Origin of the sequence: Ancylobacter oerskovii (assembly GCF_018390555.1) — a bacterium.
Classification (GTDB): domain Bacteria; phylum Pseudomonadota; class Alphaproteobacteria; order Rhizobiales; family Xanthobacteraceae; genus Ancylobacter; species Ancylobacter oerskovii.
Window position 1 is genome coordinate 330,106 of the sequence record NZ_JAHBGB010000037.1, and the last position, 15,993, is coordinate 346,098.

Sequence of the window (15,993 nt, forward strand, 5' to 3'; positions counted from 1 at the left end):
GCTTCCTAGCTTTCCCCTGCGGCGCACGATCCCGCGCCGAAAGCTTCCTGGAACACCATGAAACGTCTCAGGCACATTGTGACGGCCCGCATCGTCCCCATCGCCAACACGCTGCGCTTCGCGGTCGGCAAGGACCGCCTCGGGCGCTGGATCGCCCTCGAGCTGCACGGCCGCGGCGGCGGCTTCTTCCGCAGCCGCGAGGATGCGGTTCATTACGCCATGGCCGAATGCGGCGGACGGCGCAGCGCGGTGCGTCTCGCCCGGCGCCCGCTGGCGCCGCCGTTCTGAGTGGGGGCGCGCCATGCTGCGTGGAATCCTGGTGCCGCTCGTCACGCCGTTCCTCGGCGCCGCCGTCGACGAGGATGCCTATGCCGGCCATATCGAGCGGTTGCTCGCCGCAGGGGTGGGCGGTCTGGTCGTCGGCGGCATCATCGGCGAGGGGCCGACCCTCGCGCCGGCGGAGCTGGAGCGGCTGACCCGCGTCGCGGTCGCCACCGCCAATGGCCGGGCGCCGGTGATCGTCGCGACCGGCACCAATGGCACGGCATCGACCATCCGGGCGACGCTGGCGGCAGGGGAGGCCGGCGCGGCGGCGGCGCTGCTGGTGGTGCCTTATTACAACAAGCCGTCGCAGGAAGGCCTCTTCCGCCATGTCGAGGCGGTGGCGGCGGCCTGCCCGCTGCCGCTGGTGCTGCACAATGTGCCGCAGCGCACCCAGATCGGGCTGGCGCCGGAAACGCTGAAGCGGCTGACCGGGCTGCCCCGGATCTTCGCCTTGCTCGACGAGGACGACAGCCCGAGCCGGAGCAACGCCCTGGCGCAGGCTTGTGCCGGGCTGCGGCGGATCGCGCCGAGTGGGCAGACGGCCTGGCCGCCCGGGTTGCCGGCGCCGCATGCCTGCCTCGCCCCGCTGGCCAATATCGATCCGCAGCTCTGCGCGCATCAATGGGAACGCCGCTGCGCCGGCCGGATCGAGGAGGAGGCGCGGCTGGCGGTGCCACTGATCCGGCTTCAGGCGGCGCTCGACCTCGCGCCCGAGCCGGTGGGTCTGAAATATGCGGTGTCGCTGATGAACCCGGCCTTCTCCCACTTGCCGCGGCTGCCGCTCACCGAGCCGGAGCCGGCGGCGACCGCCGGCATGCGCGTGGCGCTGGCCGGGCTGGCGAGCGCCCATGAAAGCCGGCATTGCGAGTTCATGTGATGAAGACCGACCTTCGCCTGCGCCGCCGACACCAGGACCACCGGCTCCGGGGCCACGCGCTCATCACCCATATGGCGTTGATCTTCAGCGCGGTGTTCGCGGTCGCCATGCTGCTGAGCCGGCTGGCTCATCCCTGAGACGCCGTCGCCGCGCCGTCCATGCGCCGCTGCCAGCCGGCGCGGATGATCTCGACCAGATGGCGCAGCGCGGCGTGGTTCTGGCGCCGGCTCGGGTAATAGATGGCGAAGCCGGCGCCGGTGGAGGCCCAGTCCGGCAGCACGAGCTCCAGCCGGCCGTCGGCGAGATGCGCGCGGACCCGTTCCTCCAGCACATAGCCGATGCCCAGCCCCTGGATGGCGGCATCGATGGTAGTGGCGGTGTCGTTGAAGGTGAGCGTGCCCGGCAAATCGAGCCGGACCAGCCGCTCGCCATCGCCGAGCTCCCAGCGAAAGACGGCATTGTTGCCGAGCATCAGCCGCAGGCAGCGATGCTGGGCGAGGTCCCCCGGCGAGGCGGGACGGCCGAAGCGCGCCACATAGGCGGGGGAGGCGACCGTCACCCAGCGCAGCGGCGGGGTGAGGGACATCGCCACCATGTCCTCCGGCACGGTGTCGCCATAGCGGATGCCGGCGTCGAATCCTTCCGCGACGATGTCGACCGGACGGTCCTCGACGGCGAGGGAAAGCCGGGTGCGGGGAAAGCGCTCGACGAACTCCGCCAGTGCCGGGCGCAGCAGCAGCATGGCGGCATCCGAGGGCACGTTGAGGCGGATCTCGCCGAAGGCGGCGGCGCGCTCGCCGGCTGCCTCGTCCAGCGCGGCGGCGATGGTGTCGAAGCCCTCGGCCAGCCGCTCGGCGAGAGTGAGCCCGAGCGAGGTCGGCGCCACCGAGCGGCTGGTGCGGTTGAGCAGCCGGGCGCCGAGCCGGGTTTCCAGACGCCGCACCGCGTGGCTGAGCGCCGAGGTGGTGACGCCGATCTCGATCGCGGCGCCGGTAAAGCTGCGATGCCGGACGATGGCGGCGAAGGTGTTGAGATCGGCGAGGTCGGAGCGCGAGAAGGCAGCCATGCGTGAACGGAAATCCGCGTCGGGTTGAAGGACATTCATCAAATCTGCCTGCGCCCGACGAGGCAACCCGTCCGGGCGGCAGGCTAGCGGGGCCGGCGCCTCAGCGTGTTCGAGGTGGCGAGCAGTTCCGCGACCCAGTCGACGAACACGCGCAGCCGGCTGCTCAGGTGGCGGTTGGGCGAATATACCACATGCAGGATGATGGGTTCGGAGTGCCATTCCGGCAGCACCCGCACGAGCCGGCCCGCCTCCAGATGCGGCTCGATGAGCGAATAGATGGATTGGGCGATGCCGAGGCCGGTGAGGCAGGCGGCGAGATAGGCGGTCGAATCGTTGACCGCCAGCACATAGGGCGGGTCGAGCTCGTAGACCTCGTTGCCGCGCACCACGTCGAACGACATGCGCCGGCCGGTGCGGGGGCTGAAATAGGCGATGGTCTGGTGCCCGGTCTCCAGGTCCCGCGGGTGCTGCGGCATGCCGTGGCGCTGGATGTAGTCCGGCGTGGCGCACAGCACGAGCTCGATCTCGCCCACCCGGCGGGCGATCAGGCCGGGATCGAGCACGTCGCCGCCGCGTATGGCGCAGTCGATGTTCTCCGCCACCAGATCGGCCGGCCGGTCGGACACGCCGAGATCGAGCTGGATGTCCGGGTAGCGGGCGTGGAAATCGGGCAGGGCGGGAATGAGCACATGCAGCGCCAGCGAGGTGCTGGTGTCCACCCGCAGCCGGCCGGCCGGGCGGGCCTGCGAGCGGATCATCGACCCGTCGAGCTCCTCGAGGTCGGAAAGCAGCGTCACCGCGCGCTCGTAATAGGCGGCGCCATCCGGTGTCACGCCGACGCGGCGGGTGGTGCGGTTGAGCAGCTTGGTGCGCAGATGCGCCTCGAGCTGCTGGATCAGCTTGGTCACGGTCGGCTTGGGCATTTCCAGGAGGTCGGCGGCGCGGGTGAAGGTGCCCGCCTCGACCACGCGGACGAAGGCCCGCATTGCCGCGATCTGATCCATGCCCCGCTCCCTCAAGCCCGTGACGTATGAAACCCGATATTGTTTCCCTGTATGAATAATGAAATCCCGATTCCGATATTTTTTCCTCTTCAGTGCGGGACTACATCTCGCTGCATCGCAACAGGAGTGAAAGCGGGTGGCCGTTCCGGCCCGCGCTTTCCAAGATGATTCCCATGACGCTTCCGTGGACAGAGGACAAGCTGGAGCTCGATGGAACGGCCTTGCCGGTCCGGGTCTATCGTGCGTCCGGCGCCGCGCGCCCGGCACCGCTGGTGCTGCATCTCCACGGCGGCACCTTCACCTGCGGCGACCTCGATTGCAGCGCCATGATCTGCCGCACGATGGCCCAGGCCGGCGCGGTGGTGGTGTCCGCCGACTACCCGCTGGCGCCGGAGCATCCGTTTCCGGCGGCGCTGAACGTCAGCTTCGCGGCCCTCGGCCTCCTGCATCGCCAGCGCGCCCGCTGGGCCGGCCGCGGTGCCCGCCTGTTCGTGGCCGGCGAGGAGGCGGGGGCCAACATCGCCACCGCCCTCACGCTCATGGCGCGCGACCAGCATCACCCGCCGGTCGCCGGCCAGATCCTGATCTCGCCCATGCTCGATCCGTGCCTCGCCTCGGGCTCGATCCATGCGGCGGAGGCCGGGGCCGTCGGCTGCAAATGGGCGGATGGCTGGCATTCCTATCTCGGCTCGGCGGACAAGGGGGCCCATCCCTATGCCGCGCCGCTCGGCTCGCGCCGGCTCGGCGGGGTGGCGCCGGCGCTGATCATCACTTCCGACGACTGCCCGATGCGGGACGAGAGCCTCGATTATGTCCGGCGCCTGCAATGCTGCGGGGTTCCGGTCGAGAGCCATGTCGTCGCCGACGCCTCCGACTGGCCGGGGGACGATCCCGATTCCGCGGGCCTGCCGCCCTGGGCGCAGGACCTGCAACCCTTGTTCGCTTCCTTTCTGGCAGGGCGCTCCGTCGCCCTCGCCGAACCCGTTCAGGCCTGAGGGCCGGGAGATCGCCGCATGAGCACGGAACACGTTCGCAGCCATTCCGCCGTTCCCGAAATCGTCCGCGCCGAACTTGCGCGCCTCGACGGCGCGGCGCCACGCCACCGCTGGCGCGATGCCGGCGTCGCCTTCGGCCTCGCCGGGCTGGCAACCGCCGCGGCGGTGTGGTTCGCCTGGCCGATCACCGAGGCCCTCGCCACCGATCCGCCGCCGGCGCAGGCGCAACAGCCGCAGGCCACCCCGGTCTCGGTCGCGGTGCTCAAGACGCGCGACACCATGGAGTGGGACGAGTTCTCCGGCCGCCTGCAGGCGGTGGAGCGCGTCGAGGTGCGCCCGCGCGTCGCCGGCGCGGTGAAGACGGTGCATTTCCGCGAGGGCGCGCTGGTGAAGCAGGGCGACCTGCTGGTCACCATCGACCCCGATCCGTTCCAGGCGGCGCTGGACCGCGCCGAGGCCCTGCGCCAGGCCTCGCAGGCGCAGGTGGAGTTCACCCGCAGCGAGCTCGAGCGCGGCAAGCAGCTGGTCGACAACAAGGTGGTCTCGGTTCGTGACCTCGACCAGCGCACCAACAGCTTCCGCGAGGCCGAGGCCAATCTGAAGGCGGCCGAGGCGGCGGTGCAGACCGCCAAGCTCGATCTCGACTACACCGAGGTGCGCGCGCCGGTGGACGGCCGCGTCGGCCGGCTGAACGTCACCGTCGGCAATCTCGTCGCCGCCGGCCCCACCTCGCCGGTGCTGACGACGCTGGTCTCGGTCGATCCGATCTACGTGGTGTTCGACGCCGACGAGAACGTGGTCAGCGAGGCGCTGTCCTCGATCGGCGACGGCGACGTGCTCGGCCAGATCGACCGCATTCCGGTGGAGATCTCCACCGCCACCACCGGCAACGAGCCGATGCGCGGCCATCTCCAGCTGGTCGACAACCAGGTGGACGCGGCGACCGGCACCTTCCGGCTGCGGGCGACATTCGACAATCCGCAGGGCCGGCTGGTGCCGGGCCAGTTCGCCCGCGTGCGGATGGGCCGCGCCAAGACCGAGCCGGCGCTGGTGATCAACGAGCGCGCGGTGGGTACCGACCAGGACAAGAAGTTCGTCTTCGTGGTCGATGCCGACAGCAAGGCCACCTATCGCGAAGTGAAGCTGGGCCCGCCGACCGCGGGGCTGCGCGTCGTCACCAGCGGCCTGAAGGACGGCGAGCGCATCGTCGTCAACGGCCTGCAGCGGGTGCGCCCCGGCGCGCTGCTGGCGCCGGAAATCGTGCCCATGGAAACCGCCTCCGCCGCCAAGGCGACGGACTCCGCCACCGTCGCCGCGCAGTAAGCCGCGCCGCATCTCCGTTGGCTTTCCTTTTGGCCTCCTTCGGGGGGAGGACGCTATGAATCTGTCCAAATTCTTCATCGACCGGCCGATCTTCGCCGGCGTCATTTCCGTGTTGATCTTCGTCGCCGGCCTGCTGGCGCTGAGGGTGATGCCGATCTCGGAATATCCCGAGGTGGTGCCGCCCCAGGTCATCGTGCGCGCCACCTATCCCGGCGCCAGCCCCAAGGTGATCGCCGCCACGGTGGCGACGCCGATCGAGGAGCAGATCAACGGCGTCGAGGACATGCTCTACATGTCCTCGCAGGCGACGACCGACGGCGTGATGACGCTGACCGTCACCTTCAAGCTGGGCACCGACCCGGACAAAGCGACGCAGCTGGTGCAGAACCGCGTCAGCCAGGCCGAACCGCGCCTGCCGGAAGAGGTGCGCAGCCTCGGCGTGACCACGGCGAAAAGCTCGCCGAACTTCATCATGGTCGTGCATCTGCTGTCGCCCAACGACCGCTACGACATCACCTATCTGCGCAATTACGCGGTGCTGAACGTGAAGGACCGGCTGGCCCGCATCGGCGGCGTCGGCCAGATCGACATTTTCGGCGCCGGCGACTACTCCATGCGCGTCTGGCTGGATCCCCAGAAGATCGCGGAGCACGGCCTTTCCGCCGGCGACGTCGTGAACGAGATCCGCGCGCAGAACATCCAGGCGGCGGCGGGCATCGTCGGCGCCTCGCCCACGATGCCGGGCGTCGACCTGCAGCTTTCCGTCAACGCGCAGGGCCGGCTGGAGACTGAGGAGGAATTCGGCGACATCGTCGTGAAGACCGGCGCCGACGGCCAGGTGGTGCGCCTGCGCGACCTCGGCCGCATCGAGCTCGGCGCGGCGGACTATGCCTTGCGCTCGTTGCTCGACAACAAGCAGGCGGTGGGCATCGGCGTCTTCCAGGCGCCGGGCTCCAACGCGCTGGAAATCGCCGACAACGTCCGCAAGACGATGGACGAGATCAAGAAGACGATGCCGGAAGGCGTCGACTACGCCATCGTCTACGACACCACCCGCTTCGTGGACGCTTCCATCGAGGCGGTGGTGCACACGCTGTTCGAGGCGGTGCTGCTGGTCGTCATCGTGGTGGTGGTGTTCCTGCAGACCTGGCGGGCCTCGATCATCCCGCTGCTCGCCGTGCCGGTGTCGATCGTCGGCACCTTCGCGGTGATGTACGTCTTCGGCTTCTCGATCAACGCGCTGAGCCTGTTCGGCCTGGTGCTCGCCATCGGCATCGTCGTCGACGACGCCATCGTGGTGGTGGAGAATGTCGAGCGCAACATCGAGGAGGGGCTCTCCCCGCGCGACGCCGCCTACCGGGCGATGAGCGAGGTGTCCGGCCCGATCATCGCCATCGCGCTGGTGCTGGTGGCGGTGTTCGTGCCGCTGGCCTTCATCACCGGCCTGTCCGGCCAGTTCTATCGCCAGTTCGCGCTCACCATCGCCATCTCGACGGTGATCTCGGCGATCAACTCGCTGACCTTGTCGCCGGCGCTGGCCGCGATGCTGCTGAAAGGCCATCATGCCGAGCCGGATGCGCTGCAACGCGTCATCAACGCGCTGTTCGGCTGGTTCTTCCGTGGCTTCAACTGGGTGTTCACCCGCGGCTCGGCCGGCTATGGCCGCGGCGTGCGCGGCGTGCTCACGGTGAAGAGCCTGGTCATGGTGTTCTACGCCGTGATGCTCGGCGCGACCTGGTGGCTGTTCCAGGCGGTGCCCTCCGGCTTCGTGCCGGCGCAGGACAAGCAGTATCTGGTCGGCTTCGCCCAGCTGCCGGACGGCGCCACGCTCGACCGCACGGAGGAGGTCATCCGCAAGATGACCGAGATCACGCTGGCCGAGCCGGGCGTGGAAAGCGCGGTGGCCTTCCCCGGCCTGTCGATCGCCGGCTTCTCCAATTCGTCCAATGCCGGCATCGTGTTCTCGACGCTGAAGCCCTTCGAGGAGCGCAAGACCCCGAACCTCAGCGCCGGCGCCATCGCCATGTCGCTGAACCAGAAATACGGCGCGATTCAGGAGGCGTTCATCGCCATGTTCCCGCCGCCGCCGGTGCAGGGCCTCGGCGTGGTGGGCGGTTTCAAGATGCAGATCGAGGACCGCGCGGGCCGTGGCTATGACGAGCTGGCGAAGGTCACAAATGCCTTCATGGCCAAGGCGATGGCGGCGCCGGAGCTGGTGGGCCAGTTCACCACCTTCCAGGTGAACGTGCCGCAGCTCTTCGCCAATGTCGACCGCACCAAGGCCCGCCAGCTCGGCGTGCCGATCTCCTCGGTGTTCGAGACGCTGCAGGTCTATCTCGGCTCGCTCTATGTCAACGACTTCAACAAGTTCGGCCGCACCTACTCGGTGCGGGTGCAGGCGGACGCGCCCTATCGCGCCAAGCCGGAGGACATCGGCAAGCTGAAGGTGCGCTCGAACTCCGGCGAGATGATCCCGCTATCGGCGCTGCTGAAGGTGGAGACCACCGCCGGGCCGGAACGCGCCATGCGCTATAACGGCTTCCTCACGGCGGACTTCAACGCCTCGCCGGCGCCGGGCTATTCCTCCGGCCAGGCGCAGGATGCGGCGATGCGGATCGCGCGCGAGGTGCTGCCGCCCGGCTTCGACTATGAATGGACCGACCTGACCTATCAGGAAATCCTGGCCGGCAATTCGGCGGTGCTGGTGTTCCCGCTCGCCATATTGCTCGTCTTCCTGGTGCTGGCGGCGCAGTATGAAAGCCTGACCCTGCCGATCGCGATCATCCTGATCGTGCCGATGGGGCTGCTGGCGGCGCTGTTCGGGGTCTGGCTCGGCGGCGGGGACAACAACATCTTCACCCAGATCGGGCTGGTGGTGCTGGTGGGCCTGTCGGCGAAGAACGCGATCCTGATCGTCGAGTTCGCCCGCGAGCTGGAATTCACCGGTCGCAGCCCGGTGGATGCGGCGGTGGAGGCGGCGCGGCTGCGGTTGCGGCCGATCCTGATGACCTCCTTCGCCTTCATCATGGGCGTGCTGCCGCTGGTGCTCTCCACCGGCGCCGGTGCCGAGATGCGCCATGCCATGGGCGTGGCGGTGTTCGCCGGCATGATCGGCGTCACCTTCTTCGGCCTGTTCCTGACGCCGGTGTTCTACGTGCTGCTGCGGCGGCTCACCGGCAACCGGCCGCTGCGCCAGCACGGGCAGGCCATCCATGCGCTGCCGCACCCGGCGGAATAGCGGCACGGCCACGCACGGGGGAACCCGCCCGGTCCATTCGACCGGGCGGGTTTTCTTTTCCGGTCACGACCGTGCGAGGTCGTCATCCGCCGACCGGGCGAAGGATTATGGTGACACCATCTCCGGGGCGCAGGGCCGCTCGGGCCTCCGCCTCGCTTCCGCACAAACAGGGACTGGACCATGAAGATTGATCTTTCGGGCAAGAGCGCCCTCGTGACCGGCTCCACCGAGGGCATCGGTTTCGCCATCGCCAAGGGGCTGCACGAGGCGGGCGCCGCCGTGGTCGTCAACGGCCGCACCCAGGCCAAGGTCGATGCCGCGGTGGCGAAGCTCGGCGGTTCGGCGCGCGGCCGGGCGATCGACCTGTCGACCGCCGAGGGCGTCGCGGCGCTGGCGAAGGTGGAGCCGGCCTTCGACATCGTGGTGAACAATCTCGGCATCTTCCAGCCCGTCGACTTCTTCGAGGCGGATGACGAGGTGTGGGAGCGGCACTGGCAGGTGAACGTGATGGCCTCGGTGCGGGTGGCGCGCGCCTATCTGCCGGGCATGGCCGCGAAGGGGTGGGGGCGCGTGCTGTTCCTCTCCTCGGAATCCGGCCTGAACATTCCGGTGGAAATGATCCATTACGGGGTCAGCAAGACCGCCGACATCGCGGTGGCGCGCGGCCTCGCCAAGCGCATGGCCGGCACCGGGGTGACGGTCAATTCCATCCTGCCCGGCCCGACGCTGTCGGAGGGCGTGGCCGAGATGCTGAAGCAGGAGGTCGCGGCCGGCAAGACGGTGGAGCAGGCCGGCGCCGATTTCGTCAAGGCGCACCGGTCGAGCTCGATCATCGGCCGGCTGGCGACGGTGGAGGAGGTGGCCAACATGGCGGTCTACATCGCCTCGCCGCTGGCCTCCGCCACCACCGGCGCGGCGCTGCGCGTCGATGGCGGCACGGTAGATTCCATCGTGTGACCGTGCGGCCGGGCGCGGGCGGGCAGGGGAACCTGCCCGCCGCGTTCATCGCCGTCCGGCTTGCTCGCGATCCGAAAGGCCGTAGGCGGCGGCGATCAGCTCCCGCGTATAGGCGGCGGCGGGGGCTTCATAGACGTCCTCGGTCGGCCCGGCCTCCACCAGCTGTCCGCGCCGCATCACCATGATCCAGTCGGAGAGCGCGCGCACCACCGACAGGTCGTGGCTGATGAACAGGTAGGACAGGCCGTGCTCGCGCTGCAGCCGGCGCAGCAGTTCGACGATGCCCTTCTGCACCGAGCGGTCGAGCGCCGAGGTGGGCTCGTCCAGCACCAGCACGCGCGGCTTCAGGATGAGGGCGCGGGCGATGGCGATGCGCTGGCGCTGGCCGCCGGAGAACTCGTGCGGGTAGCGGTTGCGCAGGGCCGGGTCGAGCGTCACGTCCTCCAGCGCCGCGATCACCTGCCGCTCGCGGCTGCGGGCATCGAGCTCCGGCTCGTGCACCCTCAGCCCTTCGCTGACGATCTCGCCGACGGTCATGCGCGGGGAGAGCGAGCCATAGGGATCCTGGAAGACGATCTGCACCTGCCGGCGCAGGGCGCGCAGGCCGGCGGCGTCGAGTTCGCCGACCGGCCGGCCGAACAGCCGGATGTCGCCCTTGCCGTCGATCAGGCGAATCAGCGCCCGGCCGAGGGTCGACTTGCCGGAACCGGATTCGCCGACGATGCCGATGGTCTGGCCGCGCTTCAGCGTCAGGCTCACCCGGTCGACGGCGTGGATCTCCAGCGGCGGGCCGGCCAGCCAGCCGCCGCCGATGTGGAAGGTGACGTCGAGGCCCTGCGCCTCCAGCACCACGGGCGCGTCCTCCGGCGGCGGCGCCTTGGTGCCGCTCGGCTCGGAGGCCAGCAGCATGCGGGTATAGTCGTGCGCCGGCCGGGAGAGCACCTGCGATGCCGGGCCTTCCTCCACCACCTGGCCGTAACGCATCACCGCGACGCGGTCGGCGAAATGCCGGGCGAGGCCGAGATCATGGGTGATGAACACGATGCCCATGCGGAAGCGCCGCTGCAGCGAGCGCAGGAGCTCGATGATCTGCGCCTGCACGGTGACGTCGAGCGCGGTGGTGGGCTCGTCGGCGATGAGCACGTCCGGCTCGGCGGCGAGCGCCATGGCGATCATCACCCGCTGGCGCTGGCCGCCGGAGAGCTCGTGCGGATAGGCCCGCAGCCGGCGTTCCGGGTCGGGGATGCCGACGAGGGCGAGCAGCTCCACCGCCCGCTCGCGCGCCGCCCTGGCGCCGAGACGCTTGTGGCGGGCCAGCGGCTCCGCCAGCTGGCTGCCGATGGTGTAGAGCGGATCGAGCGAGGTCATCGGCTCCTGGAAGATCATGGCGATCCGGGCGCCGCGGATCTCATCGAGCGCCCGCGACGGCAGGCCGAGGATTTCGCGGCCACGATAGCGCACGCTGCCCGCGACCCTGCCGTTGCGCGCCAGCAGGCCCATGGCCGCCATCATCGTCTGGCTCTTGCCGGAACCGGATTCGCCGACGACGGCGAGGGTCTCGCCCGGATTCAGCGCGAGATCGATGCCGCGTACCGCATGGATCTCGCCGTCGGGCGTGTCGAAGCGCACGTCGAGGCCGGTGAGCTCGAGCAACGGGGCGTCGCCGGCGGCGGCATCGATGTCGAGGTCGGAGGGCATCTCGTCGGCCATCTCAGCGGTCCTTCGGATCGAGGGCGTCGCGCAGGCCGTCGCCGAGGAAGTTGAGCGCGAACAGCGTCGAGGTCAGGAAGATCGACGGGAAGATCAGCAGCCAGGTGGCGGCGGGAATGTTCTTCGCCCCCTGCGCGATCAGCACGCCCCAGCTGGTCAGCGGCTCCTGCACGCCGAGGCCGAGATAGGACAGGAAGCTCTCGAGCAGGATGACCTGCGGCACCAGCAGCGTCATGTACACCACCACCGGGCCGAGCGTGTTCGGCACCACATGCCGCCACAATATGCCGCGCGAGGAGACGCCGAGCGCGAGGGCGGCCTGCACATATTCCTGCCGGCGGATCGACAGCGCCTGTCCGCGCACGATGCGCGCCATGTCGAGCCACTGCACCGCGCCGACCGCGATGAACATCAGGACGAAGTTCCGCCCGAAGAACACCACGAGCATGATGACGAGGAAGATGAAGGGCAGCGAGTAGAGGATGTCGACGATGCGCATCATCACGTCGTCGATCCGGCCGCCGAGATAGCCGGCGGTGGCGCCGTAGATCACCCCGATGACCACGGCGGTGAGCCCGGCGAGCAGGCCGATGGCCAGCGACACGCGGCCGGCGATCAGCGTGCGGGTGAGCAGGTCGCGGCCGGTATTGTCGGTGCCGAACAGGAAATAGTGACGCGCGACGGCGGCGCTCACCGTCATGCTCAGCCCGTCGGCGCCGGTCTGCTCGACGCGGCTGTCCTCGAAGCTCGACGAGCGGTCGAAATAGCGCGTCACGCGCGGGTCGATGGGGCGGGCGGAGCGCAGATCGACGATCACCCGGCCGTTTTCCTCCCGCCAGCCGGCGAGATCGAGGCGCATGCGCCTGGTCAGGTCGTCGAGCGTGGAGGCGAGGGCGTCGGGCTTCGGATAGGGCGTGAGGCTGGGCGCGACACGCACGTAATCAGTGTAGATCGTCGTGTAGTCGTGGCCGGTGAGCAGCGGGCCGACCAGGCAGGCCACCGCCATGACGACGAGATAGACGGCGCTGATCACGGCGGCGCGGTTGGCGGTGAGGCGTCGCCACGCATCGATCCACAGCGAGCGGCCCTTGGCGGGCGGCGAACCGGCCGGCGGGGAGGAGGGCGGAGCGGCGGGGGCGGGAGCCGTCATCTCAGTCATAGCGCACCCGCGGATCGACCAGCGCGTAGAGCAGGTCGACGATCAGGTTGAAGACGATGACGAAGACGGCGATCACCACCACCGTTCCCATCACCAGCGTGTAGTCGCGATTGAGGGCGGCATCGACGAAGTAGCGGCCGACGCCGGGAATAGCGAACACCGTCTCCACCACCACCGAGCCGGTCAGCAGCGCCGCGGCGGCCGGGCCGGCATAGGAGATGATCGGCAGCAGCGCCCCGCGCAGCGCATGCCTGACCACCACCGACCAGCCGCCCAACCCGAGGGCGCGGGCGGTGCGGATGTGGTTGGCGCGCAGGGCCTCGATCATCGCCCCGCGCATGAGGCGGGCGACGATGGCGATCTGCGGCAAGGCGAGGGTAAGCACCGGGCCGATCTTGTTGATGAACGCGCCGCCGCCCCAGCCGGCCACCGGCACCCAGGCGAGGGTGAGCGCGAAGACCAGCTGGTAGAGCGGGGCGATGACGAAGGTCGGGATGGTCGAGCCGGCGGTGGCGAGCGCGACGACGGCGTAATCGCCGGCGCGGTTCTGCCGCAGCGCCGCGACGATGCCGAGCACCGAGCCGAGCACCAGCGCCAGGATCAGCGCCGAGGCGCCGAGCTGCACCGAGACCGGCAGGCCGACGCGGAACAGGTCGGCCACGGTGAAGTCGGGCAGGTTGTAGCTGGGGCCGAAATTGCCGTGCAGCAGATCGGCGAGATAGTTCAGATATTGGCGCCAGAGCGGCGCATCCAGCTGGTAGACGCGCTCGAGATTGGCCTTCACCTCCGGGCTGAGCCCGCGCTCCTGGCTGAACGGCCCGCCGGGCGCCACGCGCAGCAGGAAGAAGGAGAGGGTGACGATCAGGAAGAGAGTCGGGATGGCGGTCAGCAGCCGCCGCAGGACATAGCGGATCAAGAGGGTCGTCCTCGTGCCGGGAGACCGGGTCGGCCGGCGCCCCGCGCGGGGACGCCGGCCCTCCGGCTCACTTGCTGATGAAGCGCGAAGGGTGGATGGCCATCACGTTCGGCTCCCAGCCTTTCAGCTTGGGCGAGGCGATCTCATGGTAGCTGTAATAGAGCAGCGGCATGTTGCCGAGGTCGTCGACCAGCACCTTCTCGGCCTCGGCGAGCTTCTTCATGCGCACGGCCGGATCGGCGCCGGCGGCGGCCGCGGCGTCCATCAGCGTCTCGAAGTCGGTATTGTTGAAGTTCGAATAGTTGTTGCCGCTGGACTTGCGGGAGATGCCGAGGAAGGTCTCGGGGTCCTTGTAATCGGCGATCCAGGCGGCGCGGGCGTAATCATAATCGCCCTTCTGCTCCAGGTGCCCGTAATGGGTCTTGGTATCGGTGTTGATCAGCGACACCTCGATGCCGAAGGGCTTCAGCTGCTCCTGGATCGCCACCGCGGTGTTCTTGTGGTTCTCGGAGGTGTTGTAGCGGATCTCCAGCTTCAGCGGCTTGCCCGGGCCGTAGCCGAGCTCGGCGAGGATCTTCTTCGCCTCGTCCTCGCGGTCGAACTGGGACATCTTCGCGTAGTCGGCCTCGGCCGGCGTGTAGCCGTCAATGCCGGGCGGCACCATGGAATAGGCCGGCAGCATCGAGTTCTGCCACACCTTCTCGGCGAGGAAGTCGCGGTCGATGATGAGCGAGACGGCGCGGCGCAGCTTGGGGTTGTTCCACGGCGCCTTGTCGGTCTTCACCGCGTAGTAGTAGGTGCCGAGATAGGGGCCGACCTTCACCTGGTCGCCGAACTTCTTCCTGAGATCCGCGAGCTGCTCGGTGGGCAGGTCGTCGTTGGAATCGAGCTCGCCCGCCTCGTAGCGCTTCATGGCGGTGGAGCGGTCCTCGGTGGGGATGTAGTTCACCGCATCCAGCTTGACCTCGGACGCGGCGTGGAATTTCGGGTTCTTGAGCAGCTTGATGTGATCGTTGGGAATGAACTCGGCCAGGGTGAAGGCACCATTGGAGACGAGATTGCCCGGCTTGATCCAGTCGGCACCGAGCTTGTCGATGGAAGCCTTGTTGACCGGATAGGCCGCCTGATGGGTCAGCAGTTCCAGGAAATAGGGGGTGGGCGACTTGAGCGTCACTTCCAGCGTCTTGGGATCGACGGCGCGCACACCCATCTCCTCGGGCTTCGCCTTGCCGGTGTTCACCTCCTCGCCATTCTTGATGACATAGAGCATGGAGGCGTATTCGGCGCCGGTCGCCGGATCCTCGAGGCGGCGGAAGGAATAGACGAAGTCGTCGGCCGTCACCGGCTCGCCATTGGACCACACCGCATCCGGCCGCAGCTTGAAGGTGTAGACCTTGCCGTCGGGCGAGACGCTCCAGCTTTCCGCGACGCCGGGAATGAGGTTGGAGACCGCGTCCTGCATCACCAGGCCCTCGAAGACGTCACGCAGGATATGCGCCTCGTAGACGGTCGAGGTCTTGTGCGGATCGAGCGATTCCGGGTCTGCCGAATTGCCCCGGTTGTAGATGGTCTCGGCCGCGGCGGGCAGCACTGCGGTGCCGAGAAGGAGCGAAGCGATGAGAAGGGATCGGAAGCGGCTCATGAGAACATTCCTTTCACGCTGGATTGGCGTCGCCTGCACAATTCTAGTGCGCGTCGACGAATTGTGCGAAGCCTTCCGTTGCGAATTCGCACGGGGCGGCCTACCGGCAGGCACGGGCGGACGGTCGCGGCCCATTCCGCGAAGGTCGTAATATGCCTGCTCCCGTTCGGGAGGGACGATTTTCTCCCGATGCGCCGGGCCGGAAAGCTCCTTTGCACAGGGAGTTCGTTGCAGATGTAAGCGGGCGCCGCGCGGCGCCTCGGGGAGGGCCGGACCATGCGGGGAATCCATCACGTCGCGATCATCTGCGCCGACTATCAGCGCTCCCGCCGCTTCTATTCCGAGACGCTGGGCTTCCCGGTGCTCAACGAGGCGTTTCGCGAAGAGCGCGGCTCCTGGAAATGCGATCTCGACGCCGGCAATGCGCGGCTGGAGCTTTTCTCCTTTCCGGCGCCGCCGCCGCGGCCGAATCGCCCGGAGGCGTGCGGGCTGCGTCATCTCGCCTTCGTCGTCGCCGATCTCGACGAGGAGATCGCCCGGCTGACGGGGCTCGGCATCGCGATCGAACCGGTGCGCACCGATCCCTATACCGGCCGGCGCTTTACCTTCTTTGCCGATCCCGACGGCTTGCCGCTGGAACTCTACGAAGCCGACCCCGCGGAGGCGGACGGGCAGAGGTGGGAAGCCGGCGGGGCCCTGTGACGTCGGCGTGTCGCGTTCTTCGGTTCTGATCCCACCTCCTTCAATCGGCACGAGCCGCCCTGTCTCCCGTTCCAGCGATG

At 68.7% G+C, this 15,993-nt stretch carries 14 protein-coding genes; 8 read left to right on the forward strand and 6 right to left on the reverse strand.

Going from position 1 to position 15,993, the window contains the following annotated elements:
* Positions 1-57 precede the first annotated feature (57 nt).
* The 3 genes from KHC19_RS18140 to KHC19_RS18150 are packed head-to-tail and all read left to right on the forward strand — an operon-like array spanning position 58 to position 1,338.
* Entirely contained in the window at positions 58-288 is a 231-nt protein-coding gene (locus tag KHC19_RS18140; protein ID WP_213353971.1) for a hypothetical protein, read from the forward strand.
* 13 nt (positions 289-301) lie between these two features.
* Positions 302-1,201, forward strand: coding sequence for a dihydrodipicolinate synthase family protein (locus KHC19_RS18145; RefSeq protein WP_213353973.1), 900 nt, complete (start codon positions 302-304; stop codon positions 1,199-1,201).
* Complete coding sequence (locus KHC19_RS18150; protein ID WP_213353975.1) at positions 1,201-1,338, forward strand: hypothetical protein; 138 nt, start codon at positions 1,201-1,203, stop codon at positions 1,336-1,338. The genes KHC19_RS18145 and KHC19_RS18150 overlap by 1 nt, the downstream gene beginning before the upstream one ends.
* Here KHC19_RS18150 and KHC19_RS18155 read toward each other — a convergent pair.
* Positions 1,329-2,267, reverse strand: a complete 939-nt coding sequence (locus KHC19_RS18155) for a LysR family transcriptional regulator (protein WP_213353977.1) — start codon at positions 2,265-2,267, stop codon at positions 1,329-1,331. The two genes, KHC19_RS18150 and KHC19_RS18155, sit on opposite strands and share 10 nt — an antisense overlap.
* Positions 2,268-2,350: 83 nt before the next feature.
* Positions 2,351-3,271 (reverse strand): LysR family transcriptional regulator, encoded by a 921-nt coding sequence (locus KHC19_RS18160; protein WP_213353979.1) that lies wholly within the window; start codon positions 3,269-3,271, stop codon positions 2,351-2,353.
* 173 nt (positions 3,272-3,444) lie between these two features.
* Between KHC19_RS18160 and KHC19_RS18165 the strand changes: the two genes are divergently transcribed.
* The 4 genes from KHC19_RS18165 to KHC19_RS18180 all read left to right on the forward strand — a co-directional run bounded on the left by KHC19_RS18165 (position 3,445) and on the right by KHC19_RS18180 (position 9,784).
* Complete coding sequence (locus KHC19_RS18165; protein ID WP_213353981.1) at positions 3,445-4,266, forward strand: alpha/beta hydrolase; 822 nt, start codon at positions 3,445-3,447, stop codon at positions 4,264-4,266.
* A gap of 18 nt (positions 4,267-4,284) precedes the next feature.
* A complete protein-coding gene (locus KHC19_RS18170) occupies positions 4,285-5,589 on the forward strand; it encodes an efflux RND transporter periplasmic adaptor subunit (protein WP_213353983.1) in 1,305 nt (434 codons plus the stop codon).
* Between the two features lie 55 nt (positions 5,590-5,644).
* Positions 5,645-8,827 carry an efflux RND transporter permease subunit gene (locus KHC19_RS18175; RefSeq protein WP_213353985.1) on the forward strand — a complete coding sequence of 1,061 codons (3,183 nt, stop codon included), beginning with the start codon at positions 5,645-5,647 and terminating at the stop codon, positions 8,825-8,827.
* Between the two features lie 180 nt (positions 8,828-9,007).
* Positions 9,008-9,784 (forward strand): SDR family NAD(P)-dependent oxidoreductase, encoded by a 777-nt coding sequence (locus KHC19_RS18180; RefSeq protein WP_213353987.1) that lies wholly within the window; start codon positions 9,008-9,010, stop codon positions 9,782-9,784.
* A gap of 45 nt (positions 9,785-9,829) precedes the next feature.
* Here KHC19_RS18180 and KHC19_RS18185 read toward each other — a convergent pair whose 3' ends face one another.
* The 4 genes from KHC19_RS18185 to KHC19_RS18200 all read right to left on the reverse strand — a co-directional run bounded on the left by KHC19_RS18185 (position 9,830) and on the right by KHC19_RS18200 (position 15,211).
* The gene (locus KHC19_RS18185) at positions 9,830-11,494 is read right to left on the reverse strand and encodes an ABC transporter ATP-binding protein (protein ID WP_246549087.1); all 1,665 of its coding nucleotides are present in this window, start codon (positions 11,492-11,494) and stop codon (positions 9,830-9,832) included.
* 1 nt (position 11,495) lies between these two features.
* Entirely contained in the window at positions 11,496-12,653 is a 1,158-nt protein-coding gene (locus KHC19_RS18190) for an ABC transporter permease (RefSeq protein WP_378296717.1), read from the reverse strand.
* Positions 12,646-13,569, reverse strand: a complete 924-nt coding sequence (locus KHC19_RS18195) for an ABC transporter permease subunit (protein WP_213353989.1) — start codon at positions 13,567-13,569, stop codon at positions 12,646-12,648. The genes KHC19_RS18190 and KHC19_RS18195 overlap by 8 nt, the downstream gene beginning before the upstream one ends.
* Positions 13,570-13,636: 67 nt before the next feature.
* Entirely contained in the window at positions 13,637-15,211 is a 1,575-nt protein-coding gene (locus KHC19_RS18200) for a peptide ABC transporter substrate-binding protein (protein ID WP_213353991.1), read from the reverse strand.
* Positions 15,212-15,487: 276 nt separating this feature from the next.
* Here KHC19_RS18200 and gloA2 point away from each other — a divergent pair, with 276 nt between their 5' ends.
* On the forward strand, positions 15,488-15,913 hold the full coding sequence (gene gloA2 / locus KHC19_RS18205; RefSeq protein WP_213353992.1) for an SMU1112c/YaeR family gloxylase I-like metalloprotein: 426 nt from the start codon (positions 15,488-15,490) through the stop codon (positions 15,911-15,913).
* The last annotated feature ends 80 nt before the right edge of the window (positions 15,914-15,993 follow it).